This is a genomic window from Methylobacterium sp. C25 (assembly GCF_021352225.1).
In the GTDB taxonomy this organism is placed as follows: Bacteria; Pseudomonadota; Alphaproteobacteria; order Rhizobiales; family Beijerinckiaceae; genus Methylobacterium.
Map to the genome: position 1 here is coordinate 44,202 of NZ_JAAUVI010000011.1, position 19,346 is coordinate 63,547.

Here is a 19,346-nt window from a genome sequence, read left to right on the forward strand (position 1 = left end):
GGGACGGGTCCACGGCGTTCGATTCCAGGCATCTATCGCAGGTCAGCCATATCCGCTAGTTTACCGACCGTCCAGACGGTTTTTAAGAGGCGGGCGAATGGAACCGAGGACACGCAGCCGCCGGGACGACCGGCCGGCGATCATTCTCGATGCGGCCGAGAGCGTGATGCGCCGCCTCGGTGCAGGCGCGCTGACCATCGACGCCGTCGCGACAGAGGCGTCGCTGAGCAAGGGCGGCGTGCTGCACCACTATGCCTCGAAGGACGCGCTGATCTGCGCCTTGGCGAAGCGCAAGCTGCAGCGGCTTCGCGAGGGCATTGCCGAACATGAAGCGCGCCAGGAGCCGCCCTCGGCCTCACCGGCCCTGGCGATGATCGCGAATGCGCGTGACACCTATTGTGAGGAGGACGGCTTTCCGCGCGCGCTCCTCGTCGCTTCGGCCGAGACGCCGGACGCGCTCGCCGATTTCCGGGGCTTCATCACCGAGCGTCTCGACCAGATGGCCCGGCTCGAGGAAAAGCCCGGCGCCGGGGCTGTGCTGGTCTTCGCGCTGATCGGGCTGGCGGTCGGGCGCACGCTGGGCTTCCACGATCTCACCGGTGAGCAGGCCGACCGCATATTCGATGCGCTCGACGGGCTGGCGCGGGAACTGGGGAAGAAGCGCTGACCGAACGCCGGATATTCGGTCACGTCAGGCGAGAGCAGCCATCGCCTCGAACACCAGCGCATGCCGCGCTGCGAGCGCATCGACGTCGGTGTCGTAACCCCCGCCGATCACCGTCACGAGCGGAATTCCGCGCGCCCTCGCCTGCCGGATCACGTAAAGGTCTCGCGCCAGCAGGCCCTCGTCGCTGAGGCTGAGGCGACCGAGGCGGTCGTCCCGGTGCGGATCGACGCCGGCATTGTAGAACACGAGATCGGGTGAAAACGCCTCGATCAACGGCGGCAACTGCGCCTCCAGCACCGCGAGGTAGCCGGCATCGTCGAGATCATCCGGCAGGCCGATATCGAGATCGCCCGGGACCTTGGGGTTGGGGTAATTGTGCTCGGCGTGGATGGAGAGCGTGAACAGGTCCGGCTCGCTCGAGAGGCAATCGGCCGTGCCGTCGCCCTGATGTACGTCGCAATCGACGATGAGCGCGCGCCGCACGGACCCGTCCCGCTTCAGCGCGAGCGCTGCAATCGCCACGTCATTGAAGATGCAGAAGCCGCGTCCGCCGTCGCGCCGCGCATGGTGGCTGCCGCCGGCCGCATTTCCCGCGAGCCCGTGCTTCAGCGCGAGGCGTGCGGCCGCGAGCGTTCCGCCCGACGAGGCGCAGGAGCGGGCCGCCACGCCCGCGTCGACGTGGAAGCCGATGATCCGCTCGACCTCGGGCGGCACGGCGGTGGCGAGGACGGCGTCGACATACGCTTGGTCATGGGCGAGCGAGAGCAGATCCGCGCCCGCCGGTTCGGGTCGCGTGAAGCCGTTCGGTGCGAGGCCGCGCTCGGTCAGGATCTCGGCGAGACGCCCGAACTTGCGCATCGGGAAGCGATGACCATCGGGCAGGCTCGCCTCGTAGGCGGGATGGAACAGGATCGGGACCATATCTCGGCTAGATGGTGCGTTGCCGGCGCAGGCTAAGGTTTCCACATCGCCTCAGGCTCCGGGAGGGGGCTGAGGGATCGGTGCTGCGGCTGCGCTGCAACGCCTTTGTCACACGGCTGAAATCGGCCGCCCGCTAAGGGCACCCGATGCGCTGGTGGGAACGGCGCTGCGGAGTGATCGCGGATGTTCGACAGCGTCGAGAGCGCAACCCTGATTGCCCTGTCGGTCTGCGGTTGCCTCACGCTGATCCATCTCGCCAGCATCGCGCTGGCTGCGAGCCGTCTCGGCCGCGACAGTGGTGCCTCGAACTTCCCGACCGGCGCTCCGATCTCGCTGGTGCGGCCGGTCTGCGGGCTCGAGACCTTCAGCGAGGAAACCCTCGCCCGTGGCTTCGCCCTCGATTACCCGGACTACGAGATCCTCTTCTGTGTCGCGGACGAAAACGACCCGGTACTCCCGCTGGTTCGCCGGCTGATCGCCGCCCACCCCGCCGTGCCGTCGCGGCTGATCATCGGCGACGTCCGGGTCAGCGACAATCCGAAACTCAACAACTGTATACGCGGCTGGGACGAGGCGCGGCACGATTGGGTGGTGCTCGCCGATTCCAACGTGTTGATGCCAACGGACTATCTCCAGCAGCTTCAGTCGGCCTGGCGTCGGGATACCGGCCTCGTCTGCTCGACGCCGATCGGGACCCGGCCGGACGGGTTCTTTGCAGAGGTCGAGTGCGCCTTCCTCAACACGCTGCAGGCGCGCTGGCAGTATTCAGGTGCCGCCCTCGGCTTCGGCTTCGCGCAGGGCAAGAGCATGCTCTGGCACAAGCCGTTCCTGGAGGAGCGCGGCGGCATCCGGGCACTCGGCGCTGAGATCGCCGAGGATGCGGCTGCGACGAAGCTGGTGCGGGATGCCGGCCGCAAGGTCCATCTCGTCGCTTTGCCCTTCAGCCAACCGCTCGGGCGCCGCAAGCTCTCGGAGGTCTGGCAGCGCCAGTTGCGCTGGGCGCGACTGCGCCGGATCACGTTTCCCCTGTTCTTCGCGCCCGAGATCGGCATCGGCGCGCTGTTCCCGTTCATGACGGCCCTTGCTCTCGCCGGGACACCGGAGGCGGTCGCCGGCCTGATGGCGATGGCCGTGCTCTGGTACGGGGCCGAATTCGCTCTCGCCCGCCATGCCGGCTGGTACCGCCCGAGCCGGCTGCTCGGCGCGATGCTGGTGCGCGACGCGATGCTGCCCGCTATCTGGGCCGGCGCCTGGTTCCGCAGCGCCATCGTCTGGCGTGGCAACGCCATGGATATCCGCACCAAGACGCCGCTGCGTCTCAGAACGCGCGTGACCGCGGCCTGAATCGGGATCGCTCGGCGACCTGCTGGACCTGCAGACGAGGTGAGTTCTCAGCCGGATCGTGTCACGCTCGTCGCGAACGCTGAGGACCAGGCCCGCCGTGCTCTCGTTCGCCGTTTCGAATGGCGCGGTGGCCGAGACGATCCGTGGCGCATTCGGCCGCTCCCCGGGGGCCTCGCCACGGCCTTCAGTTCCCGTGGCGAAGTCCGAAGCCGCGCTCCTTGGCCATTTCGGATCGCTTGGCCGAGTAGCTCGATGCGACCATCGGATAGTTTGCCGGCAGACCGAACCGCGCGCGGTAGCCGTCATAATCGAGCCCATGCGTCGAGAGATGACGCTTGAGCGTCTTGTAGGGCTTTCCGTCGATGAAGGAGATCAGTGCGTCGCGTGTGATCGAGCGTTTGATCTGGTTCGGCGTCGGCATGTCCTGGGACGTGTCCGGTGTCTCCGCAGGGGCCGAAAGGTTCGAGAGCGCGGCATGCACCCGTAGAATCAGGTTGGGCAATTCGTCGGAGGGCAAGGAGTTGTTCGCGACGTAAATCGCGACGATGTCGGCCGCCAAGCGTATCGGCCGTGACATCTCGAGTGTCGGCTCCGTGACGCCTTCGTCCGGCTCGCTCATTGATCTACCCTGATTAGTACGGTGGCTGACACTTGTTCGAGGTCGCGCAATCTTCAACAGCCTTCGACCTTATGGAGATCAGGATGCGCTTGACGGTTGCATCATGCTCCACCCAAATGGGTGGGCATAGGGGTAAAGCAGACCGGAATTAGGACTTGGTCGGCTGGTTTTTCCGTTGCGAGCCGGATCTGATCTTTTCACTGCAAGCCTGTTCAAGTGATCCCATCATTGCGCGGGACGGCTTGAGGAGTATCAACTCGGGTCCCGGTCGGCTCAACTAGGCTCTCGTCCGCCGTCAGAGATCTGCGACCGTCCTATGGCCCATCCCGCGCTTCGCGATGCGATCGAAGATGTTGGCCTGCTGATCGACGAGGCGGCCTTCGACGTCAGTCGCTGGCAGGACGTCTTGGACACCCTGACGCGTAACCTGTCCGGTACGCGCGCTAATCTGCAAGTGGTCGATTCGACCCTCGGGCGCGCCGCACCAATGGTGAGTTCCGGTTGGCGCGCAGACGAGATGGACGCCTATGCGCGCCATTTCGGGGCGATCAATCCTTGGGTTGCCGTCCTGCTCCGCTCGTCGACGATGACCACGATCTGCGCCGAGCATGAGTTCCCCTGCGACGAACTTCGCAAGAGCGAGTTCTATCAGGATTGGCTCCGGCCGATCGGAGAAGTCGATGGGTCGAGCGGGATCAAGCTGTTGGACAGTGGGGGCCGGTTCGGGGCTCTGACACTGAGCTACGACGCGAAGCGAACGGAGCGGCTCGTCCCGGACATTGCCCGCATGCTCCAGGCGCTCGCTCCGCGGATCGAACGCTCGCTCAATATCAGCCGCATCGGCGTCGGCGCGGCATGGCGCGCCGAGAGTACCACGCTGATCGGAGCGATCGCCGATCCGGCTCTCATCGTGACTTGGGACGGACGCTTGCTGGACGCGAACACGCCAGCAACAGACCTCATAGCGTGTGGTGCCGCGTTCCATCTCGGTGCGGCCGAAAAGATCCATTTCAAGGACGCCCGCATCGCGGAACGATTCCATGCGGCCCTGCGCGCGGCCTGCCTGGGACGTCCGAGCCCCGATTCCGCAGACGGATTGCATCTCTCGACACTGGCCGGCGACTTCGCGCTGACCATCGTCAGCCTTCGTCCCGATCTGAGGCGGATGCACGGCCTCACCCCATGGCTGGCCGCGGGCGAGATCGCGCTTGTCGTGATGAAGCGTTTTGGCTCTGGACGGCGCGCGGATGCCGCCCAGATCTTGTCGCAGCGCTACCGGCTGTCCCCGGCCGAGGTGCGCATCGTCCTCGCCATGGACGGCAGGCGCGCCCTGTCCGACCTCGCTGCCGATCTCGGCATCTCGTACGAGACAGCGCGCTGGCACCTCAAACGCATCTTCGCCAAGCTCGGCATCTCGCGGCAGGCCGAATTGGTCGCCATGACGATCGAGCTGAGGGGCAACCTCTCCGGGCCTTGAGACCGGCGTGGGCCGTCAGTGGCCGCAGCTGGTTGTGTCGCCGGAGGTGGCGATCGGGCGGCCGTTGATGAAGACGCCGTGCGCGCCGCTGGCGATTTTGCCGCAGCCGGCCTCGTCGCCGACCGTCGCCACGGGCTTGCCATTGATGAAGACGTTCGAGGAGCCGGTGCGGATCGTGCCGCCAGTGGTGGCATCGCCCTGACGCGCGGCCGGCCTTCCGTTGATCGTGACGCCCGTGGCGCCCCCGACGATCACGCCGGGCTTGCCCTCTTGAGCGGCGGCGCCGGCACCGAGGAGACCGAGGCCGGCCGCAATCAGGATCGTGTGGCGGAGCATGGTTCGGACCTTCCGTGAGCGTTCGCAGAATGCTTGCGAATCCGCGCTCGCGCTGAATCCTAGCCTGAGCCGAGCGTGGCCGTCACGCCGGGCCGGCTCGGCTCGAGCAACCCACGCCGAGGGTTCTACGGAATGCCCAGGATCTTGTGCGTCTGCAGAGAGAGCCGCCAGCGGGCATCGGCCCGGCAATAGGCGATGGCAGCCTGCGTGTTGGCGAGGCGGTCCGGCCCGTCCATCGGCTGCAGAAAGCGGCGGCTAAAGGCGAGGTCGGCGAAGCGTTCGGGTTCGGCACCGGCTTGCGGAAACACCAGTTTCAGCTCGTGGCCGCTCGTCTGCACCAGCGGGTTGCCGGCCTTCGGGCTGACGCAGATCCAGTCGATTCCCTCCGGTGCGGGCAGGGTCCCGTTGGTCTCGACCGCGATCTCGAAGCCCTTCGCATGCACGGCCTCGATCAGCGGGGGGTCGAGCTGCAGCAGCGGCTCGCCGCCGGTGAAAACCACGAAGCGGTCGGCCTCGCCGCCTTCCCAGGTCCGGGCGATGGCGGCAGCGAGGTCGGCGGCCGTGGCAAAGCGCCCTCCCCCCTCGCCGTTCAGGCCGACGAAATCAGTGTCGCAGAACCGGCAGGCGGCATCCGCCCGGTCCTCCTCCCGGCCCGACCAGAGATTGCAGCCGGCGAAGCGGCAGAACACGGCGGCACGGCCGGCCTGCGCGCCCTCGCCCTGCAGCGTGTGAAACACTTCCTTGACCGCGTAGGCCATCGCTCGTCCTGCCGGTGAACCGGCCTGCCTCTCGACCCGTTACCGCCGCAGATAACCCCGCTGTCCCCGGATCGCCACCGGCAGCAGCGCGGCCCAGGCTCCATTCGGGACCGCGGCCGAGATCGATGGGGACAAGCGGCTTCGCCTTGCTCTCGCCAAAGAGCCCGCGTTGAAGTCCGGCGTTGTGTGTTCGACATTTGCGTCGGCGCGCCATGGTTCGACGATGTCGGCGCTGCCGAAACGGCACGCTCGGCTCCTGCCACTAGCCTCGCGACTGAGACCTTTTCCAATGCTGAACCGGGTTCTTGGACGGGTGATCGGCGCTTTCGCCACGCTGGCGGCGTTGGCGGGAAGTGCCGGCGCGGTCACGGCGCCGATCGTCGTGGTCGAGGTCGATTCCGGCAAGGTGATCTACAGCCAGGCGGCCACCGACCCATGGTACCCGGCCTCGATCACCAAGCTGATGACCACCTACGTCGCCCTCGACCTGGTGCGACAGGGCAAGCTCTCGATGAACTCGCTGCTGACGATCTCGCCAGCGGCCGCGGCCGAGCCGCCCTCGAAGATGGGGTTCAAGCCCGGCACTCAGCTCACCCTCGACAACGCCCTCAAGATCATCATGGTCAAGTCGGCCAACGACGTGGCCTGGGCGATCGGTGAGAATCTCGGCGGCTCCATCGAGGGCTTCGCCGACATGATGAACGCGACGGCGCGCCGGATCGGCATGCGCGAGAGCCGCTGGTACAATCCGAACGGTCTGCCCGAGCCGCGCCAATGGACCTCGGCCCGCGACATGGCGACCCTCGCCCGCGCCCTGATGCGCGACTTCCCCGACGCGCACGACCTCTTCAACATCTCGGCGATTCAGTACGGCAAGTACGTGGTGGCCAACCATAACGGCCTGCTCGGGCGCTATGCCGGGGCCGACGGCATGAAGACCGGCTTCATCTGCTCGGGCGGCTTCAACGTCGTGGCGACTGCGACTCGGAACGGCCGCCGCATCGTCGCCGTGGTGATGGGCCAGCCGAGCGCCCGCGAGCGCGACCTCAAGACCGCCGACCTGTTCGATTACGGCTTCAGTCAGTCGGCCGGCTGGACCGCGCCGACGCTCGACGCGCTGCCTTCGTCCAGCCTCAGCGAACCGCCGGACATGCGGCCCTTCATCTGCGACCGCAAGAAGCCGATGCCGATCGACGAGGGTCAGGGCGCCATCACCGCCGGCGGCCCGGCGGGCTCCGACAACGCCTTCTCGCAGCTTCTCGGCTCGTCCTCGCAGGGGCAGGTTCCGCTGGCGCTCGCCACGATCAACAGTGCCAACATGCGCGGCCGCAGTCTCCCGCCGCGGGCGCCCCTCCAGCCGATCGCGGTCTGGACCGGAAGCAACCCCGCCGAGGGTGCCGCCCAACTCGCGGCCGAGGAAGAAGAGATCAAGAACAGCAAGGCTGCCAAGCTCGCTGCGATCAAGCAGAAGCGCGAGGCTGCGCGCGAGGCCGCCAAGCAGGCCAAGGCCGAGAAGGCCGCCAAGCAGCGCGCCGCTGCCGTGACCGCCCCGCATCCCCACAAAGGCGCTCTCCCCGCCACGGCCAGCGCCTACGCGGCCTCCGACGCCAAGGAGAAGAAGGCAGCGGCCAAACCTCCCGCGAAGGCCGCCGCCAAGCCGGCCGCCAAAGCCGCTGCGAAGCCGGGAGCCAAGGCGGCCGCGAAGCCTGTGGTTAAAAAGAAGAGCGCCGCCGCCGAGTAAAATCTCGCTTGGCAGCGGAGCATCTCGCCGTCGGGGCCGACGGACAGGCGGGTGTTCAGGCCGTACGGCCCATTCTCGTCTACTGAAACACCGCGCGATGCTTCTCGATGAACGCGGCGAGGCTCATCGGCGACCGCCCGCCAATGCGCTCGACGATGTCGTTGGTGCCGGCGAAAACCCCGTCGTGATGGTCGATAGCGACCTCATCGAGGTGCTGCGCCAGGAACGGCGCATCCTGCCCACGCACCTCCCGCGCCCATTGCGTGGCGGTGATCTTCTCGTAGCGCACCGTCTTGCCGAGGCTCTCACCGACGATCTCGGCGATTTCGGGCGCCGTGAACTCGACGGGGCCGAACAGCGGGTAGACCTGTCCGGCATGGCCGATCGGATCGGCCAGGATGGCGGCGATCACGGCTCCCTGATCTTCCGCGGCGATCGGCGCATGTCGCCCCGTCGTGCCGAAGGGAACCGACATCCGGCCCTCGCCGATCATCCGGCGCATGTAGAGCAGCCATTCGGCGAAATAGGTCGGGCGCAGATGGGCGACCGGCGTCCCCGACCAGTCGAAGACGCGCTCCGAGAGCCAATGCTGGAGCGCTGCATTGCTCTTGGCTTCCCGGCGGGCGGATTTCTGGGACATGTTCACGATGAACTCGACGCCCGCCTCGCGCGCGGCCTGCGCGAATTGCACGGTCGCCTGGGCGATGCCGGGATCGATCGGGTGCACGAAGTAGGCGCGTTGGACGCCCTCGAGCGCCCGCCGCACGGAATGGAAATCGTGCAGGTCGCCGACGACGATCTCGGCGCCGCTTTCGGCCAGCTTGCTGGAGCGCGCGTCCTCGCGGTGGACGAAAGCGCGAACGGGAAAGCCGCGATCGAGCAGGAGGTTGGTTGCGGCGCGTCCGGTCGATCCCGTTGCGCCCGTGATCAGCAGGGTGGGTTTCATGGAGATGGCTCCGAAAAAGGGGGCGTGAGGGCAAGCCGGGTCGACGCCTGTGTGCGCCTCGCGGCTCGGCGGCCGATGGGATCGCTCTTGCGGCCGACCACACGATCCAAAAGTAAACAGATCTGTTTACTCGTCGGTTGGTAAACAGGTCCGTTTACCCGGTCAAGCCGGTTCGCTATGAGACACGCGGAGGCCGAGAAACGAGCGATGGACAAGGCTGAACGCAGCGAGGGCAAGCGGCTCGAGATCGTGAAGCGAGCCTTCGACCAGTTCTACGATGGCGGCTTCCATGCGACGGGCGTCGACACGATCCTCGCCGAGACCGGCATTTCGAAGCGCACGCTCTACAAGTACTTCCCCTCGAAGGACGATCTGATCGAGGCCGTGCTGGACTATTACGGGGCCTGGATCGTCGGCGAGCTGTTCGATCCGGTGGCGTCGTTGAGCGCGACCCCGCGCGAGCAGATCCTGGCCTTCTTCGACGTGCGAAGGGCGCGGATGCAGAAGGTCCCGAACCGCGGGTGCCTCGGCATCAAGGCCTCGCAGGAATTCGTCGGTAAGCACGCCGGGATCATGGCGCATGGCAAGCAGGTCACGCTGCGGGTCGAGAGCGTCTTCGTTGAGTTGTGTGAACGGGCGGGCTTCACCCGGCCGGCCGAACTCGGCAAGCAGCTCAACCTGCTGTTCCAGGGCGCGATGCTGCTCTCGCTGGTTTACGGCGACAGCTCGCCTTTCGGCTCCGCCAAGGATGCGGTCGTCGCGTTGCTGGATGCGCAGCGCGATGGAGCCTCGCTCGAAGCTTGATCGGATCGGACGCGGGGCGGCCGGTCCGTCCGGGCCTATCTCAGCGCGCTGACGACGGCGGCGAAGAAATCGGCATCGGTGACTGGCGGCGCACCCGTCGGCTTCGAACGTGCGCCCCACTGGGCGATCACGACGTGCTCCTTCGGGTTCACGTAGACGTATTGTCCGAAGATTCCGCGGGCCGTGAAGGCACCCGCATTCGGCGTTCCCGCCGCGTCTCCGAACACCCACCACATGTATCCGTAGTTCACGGTCTTGCCGCCGAGCTGCTTCGGAGAGCCGGCCTGCTCGAACCAGCCTTCTGGCACGACGCGCTCGCCGTCGATGACGCCGCCGTTCAGCACGAACTGGCCGAAGCGGGCATAGTCGCGCAACGTGGCGCTGAGCCCGCTGCCGCCGACCTCCAGGCCATTCGGCGACTCGACCCACCAGGTCGCGTCCTGCTCCATGCCGAGCCGCGACCAGATCTTTTCCGAGAGATAGACCGCCTCGGGACGCTTGGTGGCCGCGGCGACCAGCGCGCCGACGATGTGCGTCTCGCCGGTGCTGTAGTTCCACACCGTTCCCGGCTCGTGCGCGCGGGGCAGCTTCGCCATGAGCTGCAGGATCGTGCCCGGCTTTCCCTCGAGCTGCAGCTCGAGCATGCGCCGGCGGTCAGATTTGGGATCGGTATAGGTCTCGTCCCAGTGGGCTCCGGAGGCCATCTGCAGCAGGTTGCGGATGCTGACCCCGTCATAGGCACCTCCTGCGAGTTCCGGCAGGTAGGTCGTGACGGGATCATCGATGCTCTTGATGTAGCCGTCCTTGATCGCCGCGCCGACGAGCGTCGAGCTGATGGATTTCGCCACCGACATCGACATCCAGCGGCTCGCCGAGCTGTTGCCGAGCTCGTAATCCTCGTAGGCGACCCGGCCGTCCTTCAGGACGAGAAGGCCCGCGACGCGGTTCAGCGAGAGATAGTCGAACAGGTCGATCGTCTTACCGCCCGACTCGAACTTGACGTCTTCGAGCTGTCGCTCGGCGCGCTCCAGCGGAACGACGCGGCCGCCGCGATCCACGGTGCGGGTCGGAAACAGCCGGTCGATGTTGCGGAAGGTATTGGCCTGCAGGTCCGGCGTCAGCCGCCCGTCATAGACCTGCCGCACCGTGCCGATCGCCGTGGGGCTGCCGTCCATGGCCCACGACGACTCCGTCGGCAGGACTCCGAGACAGCAGATCGCGAACAGGGCTGCCCATGTCGACACTTGCATCACCGCCACGCTCCCGAGGGTCTCACGCTCGCCGGCCCGCTGAGATCGGCTCAACCCCGACATAGGGGGCGATCGGCCTCGGTCAGCCGCGCCAGCGGCCTAGCCTGCCGGATGGAACGAGAAGAACGATCAAATTCCCGCCATTGATTGCTCGACAGCGCGCTTCTCGGCTCGACATTCATGCCGTTCGAAGTGAACCACTGGTGCGCGGAGCCTTGCCATGACCGACCCGACGATCGTGACCCCCGCCGCGGTTGGCGGTTCGAGCGCAACCGGAGGCCTCACCCGCCGGTCCGTCGTCGGCACGCTCGCCCTGGCATCGGTGGCCGGGTCGTCGACCCGTGTCCTTGCTGCGCAGGGCGATCCTTCGCTGCTCGACGCCACACGGTTGCAGGCCGCCTATGGGGAGCGGTCGCTGTCACCGGTCGAGGCGACGAAGGCCGTCTTCTCGCGGATCGAGGCGCTCAATCCCTCGATCAACGCGTTCATCGTCCTCGACCGCGACGGTGCTGTGAAAGCCGCGGAAGCCTCGGCTTTGCGTTGGCGGGAGGGCAAGGCGCTCGGGCCGCTCGACGGCGTACCGGTGACCGTCAAGGACAACATCCCCTGGGCCGGCCACCCGACACGCAAGGGCAGCCGCACCAGCGCGGATGGCCCGAGCCTCGAGAATGCCCCGGTGGTCTCGCGGCTCCTCGATGCGGGTGCGATCATCCTGGGCAAGACCTGCATGCCGGAATTCGGGTGGAAGGGCGTCGGCGACAGTCCTCTCACCGGCATTACCCGCAACCCGTGGAACACGCGGGTGACCACGGGCGGCTCGACGGCCGGCGGGGCCGCTTCGGCCGCGCTGAATCTCGGTCTCCTGCATATCGGGACCGACGGTGCCGGCTCGATCCGCATCCCGAGTTCCTTCTGCGGAGTGTTCGGAATCAAGCCGAGCCTCGGACGCATCCCCGCGGTTCCGGCGGCGGCGACGCTGCATCTCGGCCCGGTGAGCCGCAGCGTGCGCGACGCGGCCGCCCTGCTGCAGACCGTGGCCGGCCCCGATTCGCGCGACATGACGTCGGCGAATGGGCCGCTGCCGGATCTGCTCGGCACGCTCGACAAGGGCGTCAAGGATCTGCGTATCGCCTGGAGCCCGCGGCTCGGCTACGTGAAGAACCTCGACCCGGAGGTGGAGGCGATCACCGAGAAGGCAGCAAAAGCCTTCTCCGATCTCGGGGCGAAGGTCGAGCAGGCCGATCCGGGCTTTCCCGACCCCGCGCCGATCCTCGACCCGATCTGGCTGACCATTTGCTGGACGGCGGTGCGATCGGTCCCGGAAGCGAAATGGGGCGAACTCGACCCGGCCCTGCTGGCACTCGCGCTGAAGGGCCGGAACGTCTCGGCTGCCGATTACGGGACAGCGCTTGCGGCCCGTACCTCCCTCCACGCCGCCATGGGCCGCTTCAACCAGAAATTCGATCTTCTGCTCACGCCTACCCTGGCCTGCGCCGCTTTCGAGACAGGCCACAACACGCCACCGGACGGCCGCTTCGGTGACGATTGGCTGAACTGGGCGCCTTACACCTATCCGTTCAATCTCAGCTGGCATCCCGCTGCTTCGATGCCCTGTGGCTTCACCAAGGACGGTCGGCCGATCGGGCTGCAAATCGTCGGCCCGTATCTGCGTGAGGATCTCGTGCTGCGCGCGGCTCGCGCTTACGAGCAGGCCCATCCCTGGCCGTTCATCGACGTTCCCAGGAACGGATAGGCGCTGGCCGAAAGGCCAGGACGTTTCGGCTACGAGCACCTGTCGATCTCCGCCGGCATCCGCCTGAGGGCGGCAAGGAAGCCGCCGCCGCGAAAGCATCTGCGCCGACTCCGATGCCAATTGAAACGCGCTATCGTTCGCCGTCTAAAAACAAAATCCGATTTGCCGGCTGTCAAAACTGATCTCTTTAGCCGTCATGCAACTGTAAAACTCGCAAAGTACCCGTCAACGACTGTCGGAGGCGTGTCGAATAGGCTGCTGCACTACGGATCAACCGTGGGCACGGCTCGATGCTCGCCCATGGGGACTGCTGGCGAAGATGCGGGTTTTGATTGCGACAGACGCTTGGGCGCCGCAGGTGAACGGCGTGGTCCGGACGTTGACGTCGCTGCAGAAGAGCGCCGGCCGGGTCGGGATGGAGATCGTCTTCCTCTCGCCGGAAGGCTTCTCGACCTTTCCGGTGCCGAGCTATCCTGGCCTCAACCTCGCGATCCCTGACGGCGCGGAGATCGCGCGCCGGATCGAGGCGGCCCGGCCCGACGCGATCCACATCGCGACGGAAGGGTCGATCGGGCTCGCCGTGCGCTCCTACTGCATCAAGCACCGCCTGCCCTTCACGACGAGTTTCACCACGAAGTTCCCCGAATACATCGCCGCGCGCTTCTTCGTGCCGGCGACGTGGAGCTACTGGGTGCTGCGGCGCTTCCACGCCGCCGGCCGGGTCACGATGGCCTCGACGACCTCGCTGGTTCGGGAGTTGCGCGGACGCGGCTTCCGCAAGCTCGGCATCTGGAGCCGCGGCGTCGATACAGAACTGTTCACCCCGGGCAATGCAGCCCAGCTCGACCTGCCGCGGCCGATCTTTCTGAACGTCGGTCGCGTTGCGGTCGAAAAAAACCTCGAAGCCTTCCTGTCGCTCGATCTGCCCGGCTCCAAGGTGGTGATCGGCGCAGGGCCCCAGCTCGACGAACTGAAGGCCAAGTTCCCCGAGGCGCACTTCTTGGGTGAGCGGCACGGCTCCGACCTCGCCGCGCATATCGCGGCGGCGGATGTCTTCGTTTTCCCGAGCCTCACTGACACCTACGGCGTGGTCCAGCTCGAAGCGCTGGCCTGCGGCGTGCCGGTGGCGGCCTTCCCCGTGACGGGACCGCGCGACGTGATCGGGGATCACGATGTCGGCGTGCTCGACGAGGACCTGCGGGCCGCCTGCCTCGGCGCTCTGAAGGTCTCCCGCGAGGCCTGCCGCACCTTCGCGCTCGCCCGCTCCTGGGAGGCCAGCGCCCGTCAGTTCGCGCGCAACGTCTCTCGGGCGCGCATCCGCAAGCCGAAATGGTCGACCGCCGCGGCGACGGCCTGAATCAACACCCTGGTAGGAGCTACATCCATGGCAGGTAACGGCGCGGTCCCCACCGTCGACGACATGCGGACGGAAGGGGTCGCCAAGGCCTATGACCGTTGGGCCCCGATCTACGACCTCGTCTTCGGCAAGGTCTTCGCGCGCGGCCGCTCGGCGGCGATCGAAGCCGCGGAAAAGGTCGGCGGGCGCATCCTCGAAGTCGGCGTCGGCACCGGCATCTCGCTGCCGCAATACTCTTCGCGCAGCCGGCTCGTCGGCGTCGACCTCTCCGCGCCGATGCTGGAGAAGGCCCGCGAGCGGGTGAAGGAGCTGAACCTGCGCAACGTCGAACAGCTCGAGGTCATGGATGCCGAGCATCTTGGCTTCGCCGACGCCTCCTTCGACGTGGTGGTGGCGCAATACGTCGTCACCGCCGTGCCGAACCCGGAAGCTGCCCTCGACGAGTTCCTGCGGGTGGCGCGGCCGGGCGGCGAGATCGTCATTACGACCCGGATCGGTGCCGCTGGCGGTCTGCGCGGCGCCATCGAGTCGCTGCTCCAGCCGGTGGTGAACCGCCTCGGCTGGCGCACCGAGTTCTCCTGGGCCCGCTACCAGACCTGGATCGACCGCACCCCGGGCGTGAGCCTCCTCGAGCACCGGCCCCTGCCGCCGCTCGGCCATTTCTCGCTCATCCGTCTCCGCAAGGCGGACGCCTGAGCGACGCAACTCCGTCGCCGGACGAACCGGTGACGCAACACCTCAACTCCCATCGAGAGGAGATCAGATCTATGGGCGGCTATTTGGAAGCGTTGCGGGTGCAGCGCTGGGACGACCATCGCTACTACCACCACAGCCGGATCAATCAGGCGCTCCACCTGCTGAGCGCGCTGAGCTTCCTGCTCGCCTACATGATCGCCTTCAAGGACCCGGCCATCGCCGCGCTGATCGCCTGGCTCGTCTCGATGACCAGCCGCCAGGCCGGCCACTTCTTCTTCGAGCCCAAGGGCTACGACCACGTGAACCATGCCACGCACGACCACAAGGAAGAGATCAAGGTCGGCTACAATCTGCAGCGCAAGGTCGTGCTGATGGCGACCTGGGCGCTCTCGCCGTTCGTCTTCACGTTGAGCCCGTCGCTGTTCGGCCTGATCGAGCCGCATCAGACCACCGGCGAACTCGTGCGCCATATCGGCATGCTCTGGTTCGCGATCGGGATCGGCGGCCTGGTTTTCCGCGTGCTGCAGCTCTTCATCATCCGGGACGTCGAGACCGGGCTGGTCTGGGCCGCGAAGATCATCACTGACCCGTTCCACGACGTGAAGCTCTACTACAAGGCGCCGTTCTACCTGATGCAGGGCGAGCTGATCGACCACGGGCTGGCCGACGAGGTCGCCGAGGAAGCCGCACGCAGCGCCGCGCGGTAAGCCGAACGGGGTCCGGCCGAGCCTCTACTCGGCCGGGACCGGGCTGTGTCCGGCATGACTTTGGGCAGGGCTCTTGCGGTTGCGCCAGCCCCGCCAGCGCACGACGAGCATCTCGCGCAGCACGCGGCGGCGGATCGCCTTGTTGGTGGTCGCCGGGCCGGCCCACCAGCCATCGGCCTCCATGGCCCTAGCGCCGGCGACGAAATGCTCGGCGACGGCCGCGAAATCCGCGTCGGAATAATTCAGGCTGAAGATCATGCGTCCCGTGCCGACCCAGGACAGGGCCAGCCCCTCGAGGCGCAGATAATATTGCAGCAGCCAATTGTAGCGGGCGGGCCGGGTGTAGAGCACCGTCCAGATCGACGACATGTTGACGATGCGCAGCGGCAGGCCCTCGGCCTCCAGACGCCGGTTGAGTTCGGCCGCGCGCGCGTTCCAGCGTGTGTCGAGATCCCGGTAGAGCGTTTCCGTCTCCGGCGTCTCCAGCCGGCGCAGGAAGGCGTTCATCGCGCCCATCACGTAAGGGTGCGAGTTGAAGGTGCCGCGGGCGAAGCAGATGTCGCCGGGCCGGTCCGGGCGAAAGCGCTGCATCAGCGCATGGCGCCCGCAGAGCACGCCGATCGGCAGGCCTCCGCCGAGCGTCTTGCCGTAGGTGACGAGGTCGGCCTGGACTCCGAAATATTCCTGCGCGCCGCCGGGCGCGAGGCGGAAGCCGACGAAGACCTCGTCGAAGATCAGCACGATGCCGGCCTGCGTGCAGACCTCGCGCAGGCGCTTCAGCCAGGCCGTGTAAGCCTCGCGGTCGAAGGCGGCCTTGCGGCCGGAATCGACGAGGGAGCCGTCGGAGGGCGCGCCGATATTCGGGTGCATCGCCTGGATCGGGTTGACCAGCACGCAGGCGATGTCGCGGCGGATCGCCAGCACCTTCAGCGTCTGCTCGGACATGTCGGCCAGCGTCAGCGTGTCGTTGGCGGGCCGCGGGTTGCCGATGCCGGGCTGCACGTCGCCCCACCAGCCGTGATAGGCGCCGCAGAAGCGCACCAGCCGCCTTTTGCCGGTCTGGTACTGGGCGAGGCGCACGGCCTGCATCACGGCCTCGGTGCCCGACATGTGGAACGAGACCTCGTCGAGCCCCGAGATCGCCCGCAGCCGCCGGACGTTGTCGGCGACGACCGGGTGCAGGGCGCCGAGCACCGGACCGAGCGCCTCGACCTCGGCCGCGCCTTGCGCGATGCAGGCCCTGTAGGCATCCGTGCCGAGCACGTTGACGCCGTAGGAGCCGGTGAGGTCGTAGAAGCGATTGCCGTCGAGATCCGTCACCTCGACGCCCGACGCGCTCTGCATGAACGAGCCGGCCGAGAGGGTTTCGCGCACGATCCGGCTGAACTGGAACGGCACGCGGTAGCGCCCGATGAATTGCAGGTCGGAGATGCCGGCCTTGGTCTCGTCGGTCAGCGCCCGCGTCTTGGCGTAGCGCTCGCGGTAGAGGTCGCCGAGGCGCTGGAAGCCGGCTTGCCGCCGTGCCGCGACCTCGCCCGAGGCGCCGTCCGACGCAAAGAAGGCGGCGTCGGCATAATCGTAGAAGGGCAATTGCCCGGCGACCCGCTTCGCCATGCGGACATGACCCATCAGCGAGGGGTGCTTGGCCCGCGACAGGGCGAGGCGCTTGCGCCCCTTCAGACCGAGAACGGCCAAGGCCGCACCAGCAGCCGCGATGGTGATGGGTTCGAAGAGATCCATGCCGTCAGCGTGAACCAACGGCAGATCACGGAATGATGACGCTCCGCTCCACGCTCCTCGGGATCGCCCGCAACGAGGACCTGAACTTCCTTCTGACCAACCGGATTCCGCGCCGCTTCGCGACCCGGTTCGTCGGCTGGCTCAGCCAGATCGAGCAGCCGCTGGTGCGCGACGTCTCGATGTGGGCTTGGCGGCTGTTTTCCGATCTCGACCTCTCGGAGGCGAGGAAGACCCGCTTCACGAGCCTACACGACTGCTTCATCCGCGAATTGAAGCCTGGCGCGCGGCCGATCGATACGGATGCAGGCGTGATCGCCAGCCCCTGCGACGCCATCGTCGGCGCGCACGGTGCGATCGAGGGCACCAAACTATTCCAGGTGAAGGGCTTTCCCTACCGCCTGGAGGACCTGCTCGGCAGCGCGGAGGCGGCCGACGCCTATCGCGACGGCGTCTTCGTCACCCTGCGGCTGACGGCGAGCATGTATCACCGCTTCCATGCGCCCCATGACGGGCGCGTCGAGGAGGTGACCTATATCTCCGGCGACACCTGGAACGTGAACCCGATCGCCCTGAAGCGTGTCGAAAACCTCTTCTGCCGCAACGAGCGCGCCGCGATCCGTATGCGGCTCGACGCGACGGGCGAAGCCGTGACGCTGGTGGCCGTCGCTGCGATCCTGGTGGCGAGCGTGCGCCTGCGCTTCCTCGACACCACTCTCGACCTGCGCCGGGGCGGCCCGCGCACGATCCCCTGCGACGTGCGCGTCGCGAAGGGCGAGGAGCTGGGCTGGTTCCAGCACGGCTCGACCATCGTGATGCTGGCCCCGAAAGGCTACGCGCTTTGCCCCGAGCTGGCCGAGGGGCGCACGATCCGTATGGGCCAGAGGCTGCTGGAGCTGCCGGGGCGGTAGGGCGTCGCCGTTCAGGTCGGACGCGATCGGATCACCGTCATCGGCTCGGCAGCCTCGCTCATCCGGCAGTGGCGGCAGGCGTGCCCACCGCCTATCTCCCGGTGACGCATTCACCGGGACCACGATCTCCATGTCCGAACCCGCCGGCCGCCCGACGCCGATCCCATTGACCGTGCTCACGGGCTTCCTCGGCGCCGGCAAGACCACTTTACTGAACCGGCTGCTGCAGGACCCGGCGCTCTCGGACACTGTCGTGATCGTCAACGAGTTCGGCGAGATCGGGCTCGATCACCTGCTCGTCGAGACCCTCGACGAAGACATGATCCTGCTCGGCGCGGGCTGCCTCTGCTGCACCGTGCGTGGCGACCTGATCTCGGCGCTCGAAGATCTGCTGAGGAAGCGCGACAACAAGCGCATCAAGCCCTTCCGCCGCGTCGTGATCGAAACCACGGGCCTCGCCGACCCCGCGCCGATCCTGCACGCGCTGATCGCACATCCCTATCTGTCGATGCGCTTCCGGCTGCAGGGCGTCGTGACCGTGGTGGATGCGGTCAACGGCGCTTCGACGCTGGACGCCCATCCCGAGGCCGTCCGCCAGGCCGCCGTTGCCGACACGCTGGTGATGACCAAGGCGGACCTGCCTGGTGCGGAGCCCGAAGCTCTCACTGCGCGCCTGCGCGCGCTCAACCCCAATGCCCGGCTCGCCGGGCCGGACGTCGCCGCCGAGACCCTGCTCGGCGGATTGTTCGGGTTGGATGGGAAGAGCGCGGACGTCCGGGCCTGGCTCGGGGCGGAAGATGAGCGCGCGACGGGCCATGGGCATCACCATCACCATCACCATGGCTACGACCATCACGACGTGAACCGGCACGACGCCGCGATCCGAGCCTTTCACCTCGTCAGCGACACGCCCGTGCCGCGCCCGGCCTTCGAGATGTTCCTCGACCTGATCCGCTCGGCACACGGGCCGAAGCTGCTGCGGCTCAAGGGACTCGTCGCGATGGCCGACGATCCCGACCGGCCAGTGGTCGTGCACGGCGTCCAGCACGTCGTCCATACGCCGGTGACCCTCGAGGCCTGGCCCGACGGCGATCGCCGCTCACGGCTCGTCCTCATCGTGCGCGACCTGAATCCCTCCTTCGTCGAACGGATCTGGGACGCCTTCCTCGGCCGTCCCCGCATCGACGCCCCCGACGCGGCGGCGCTCACCGACAACCCGCTCGCCATTCCCAACGGTTGAGAACTGCGCGCTCACGCGGTGCAGCGTGACGCTTCGTCATGTCCTGAATCCGGAACACTTGGTTCGGCACCGTTCTTGAAAC

17 protein-coding genes and 1 pseudogene are annotated in these 19,346 nt (G+C 67.2%); 11 read left to right on the top strand and 7 right to left on the bottom strand.

Annotated elements, in window-relative coordinates; genetic code table 11:
* Positions 1–97: 97 nt before the first annotated feature.
* Complete coding sequence (locus HCU64_RS20575) at positions 98–667, top strand: TetR/AcrR family transcriptional regulator (RefSeq protein WP_233386112.1); 570 nt, start codon at positions 98–100, stop codon at positions 665–667.
* Between the two features lie 24 nt (positions 668–691).
* Here HCU64_RS20575 and HCU64_RS20580 read toward each other — a convergent pair whose 3' ends face one another.
* Positions 692–1,588: a histone deacetylase family protein gene (locus tag HCU64_RS20580; protein ID WP_233386113.1), complete on the bottom strand. Its 897-nt coding sequence runs from the start codon at positions 1,586–1,588 to the stop codon at positions 692–694.
* 183 nt (positions 1,589–1,771) lie between these two features.
* Here HCU64_RS20580 and HCU64_RS20585 point away from each other — a divergent pair, with 183 nt between their 5' ends.
* Complete coding sequence (locus HCU64_RS20585) at positions 1,772–2,932, top strand: ceramide glucosyltransferase (protein WP_233386115.1); 1,161 nt, start codon at positions 1,772–1,774, stop codon at positions 2,930–2,932.
* Positions 2,933–2,979: 47 nt separating this feature from the next.
* Here the strand turns inward: HCU64_RS20585 and HCU64_RS20590 are convergent.
* A pseudogene (locus HCU64_RS20590) lies at positions 2,980–3,509 on the bottom strand (MucR family transcriptional regulator).
* Between the two features lie 358 nt (positions 3,510–3,867).
* Here HCU64_RS20590 and HCU64_RS20595 point away from each other — a divergent pair.
* Entirely contained in the window at positions 3,868–5,028 is a 1,161-nt protein-coding gene (locus HCU64_RS20595; RefSeq protein WP_233386118.1) for a helix-turn-helix transcriptional regulator, read from the top strand.
* 15 nt (positions 5,029–5,043) lie between these two features.
* On the opposite strand, the gene HCU64_RS20600 is transcribed toward HCU64_RS20595, so the two are convergent.
* Both HCU64_RS20600 and queE read right to left on the bottom strand, forming a co-directional pair.
* A complete protein-coding gene (locus tag HCU64_RS20600) occupies positions 5,044–5,364 on the bottom strand; it encodes a PAAR domain-containing protein (RefSeq protein WP_233386120.1) in 321 nt (106 codons plus the stop codon).
* A gap of 125 nt (positions 5,365–5,489) precedes the next feature.
* Positions 5,490–6,122, bottom strand: a complete 633-nt coding sequence (gene queE, locus HCU64_RS20605; protein ID WP_233386121.1) for a 7-carboxy-7-deazaguanine synthase — start codon at positions 6,120–6,122, stop codon at positions 5,490–5,492.
* Positions 6,123–6,411: 289 nt separating this feature from the next.
* On the opposite strand from queE, the gene HCU64_RS20610 reads away from it, so the two are divergent.
* The gene (locus HCU64_RS20610; protein WP_233386123.1) at positions 6,412–7,863 is read left to right on the top strand and encodes a D-alanyl-D-alanine carboxypeptidase family protein; all 1,452 of its coding nucleotides are present in this window, start codon (positions 6,412–6,414) and stop codon (positions 7,861–7,863) included.
* Between the two features lie 79 nt (positions 7,864–7,942).
* Here the strand turns inward: HCU64_RS20610 and HCU64_RS20615 are convergent, their stop codons facing one another.
* Complete coding sequence (locus tag HCU64_RS20615; RefSeq protein ID WP_233386124.1) at positions 7,943–8,809, bottom strand: NmrA family NAD(P)-binding protein; 867 nt, start codon at positions 8,807–8,809, stop codon at positions 7,943–7,945.
* Between the two features lie 207 nt (positions 8,810–9,016).
* Here HCU64_RS20615 and HCU64_RS20620 point away from each other — a divergent pair, with 207 nt between their 5' ends.
* Positions 9,017–9,613, top strand: a complete 597-nt coding sequence (locus HCU64_RS20620) for a TetR/AcrR family transcriptional regulator (protein WP_233386125.1) — start codon at positions 9,017–9,019, stop codon at positions 9,611–9,613.
* Between the two features lie 35 nt (positions 9,614–9,648).
* Here HCU64_RS20620 and HCU64_RS20625 read toward each other — a convergent pair whose 3' ends face one another.
* Positions 9,649–10,788: a serine hydrolase domain-containing protein gene (locus tag HCU64_RS20625; protein ID WP_233386126.1), complete on the bottom strand. Its 1,140-nt coding sequence runs from the start codon at positions 10,786–10,788 to the stop codon at positions 9,649–9,651.
* A 295-nt stretch (positions 10,789–11,083) separates the two neighbouring features.
* Between HCU64_RS20625 and HCU64_RS20630 the strand changes: the two genes are divergently transcribed.
* The 4 genes from HCU64_RS20630 (at position 11,084) to HCU64_RS20645 (ending at position 15,376) form a co-directional block, all read left to right on the top strand.
* Positions 11,084–12,616: an amidase gene (locus HCU64_RS20630; RefSeq protein WP_233386127.1), complete on the top strand. Its 1,533-nt coding sequence runs from the start codon at positions 11,084–11,086 to the stop codon at positions 12,614–12,616.
* 319 nt (positions 12,617–12,935) lie between these two features.
* Positions 12,936–13,973: a glycosyltransferase family 4 protein gene (locus tag HCU64_RS20635; protein WP_233386128.1), complete on the top strand. Its 1,038-nt coding sequence runs from the start codon at positions 12,936–12,938 to the stop codon at positions 13,971–13,973.
* Between the two features lie 27 nt (positions 13,974–14,000).
* A complete protein-coding gene (locus HCU64_RS20640; protein ID WP_233386129.1) occupies positions 14,001–14,669 on the top strand; it encodes a class I SAM-dependent methyltransferase in 669 nt (222 codons plus the stop codon).
* 71 nt (positions 14,670–14,740) lie between these two features.
* Positions 14,741–15,376: a hypothetical protein gene (locus HCU64_RS20645; RefSeq protein WP_233386131.1), complete on the top strand. Its 636-nt coding sequence runs from the start codon at positions 14,741–14,743 to the stop codon at positions 15,374–15,376.
* A gap of 24 nt (positions 15,377–15,400) precedes the next feature.
* Here HCU64_RS20645 and HCU64_RS20650 read toward each other — a convergent pair whose 3' ends face one another.
* Positions 15,401–17,116 carry an aminotransferase class III-fold pyridoxal phosphate-dependent enzyme gene (locus tag HCU64_RS20650; protein WP_233386133.1) on the bottom strand — a complete coding sequence of 572 codons (1,716 nt, stop codon included), beginning with the start codon at positions 17,114–17,116 and terminating at the stop codon, positions 15,401–15,403.
* A gap of 35 nt (positions 17,117–17,151) precedes the next feature.
* Here HCU64_RS20650 and asd point away from each other — a divergent pair, with 35 nt between their 5' ends.
* Together asd and HCU64_RS20660 are read left to right on the top strand one after the other, a co-directional pair.
* On the top strand, positions 17,152–18,024 hold the full coding sequence (asd, locus tag HCU64_RS20655) for an archaetidylserine decarboxylase (protein WP_233386214.1): 873 nt from the start codon (positions 17,152–17,154) through the stop codon (positions 18,022–18,024).
* A gap of 130 nt (positions 18,025–18,154) precedes the next feature.
* Positions 18,155–19,264, top strand: a complete 1,110-nt coding sequence (locus HCU64_RS20660; protein WP_233386134.1) for a CobW family GTP-binding protein — start codon at positions 18,155–18,157, stop codon at positions 19,262–19,264.
* Positions 19,265–19,346: the final 82 nt, after the last annotated feature.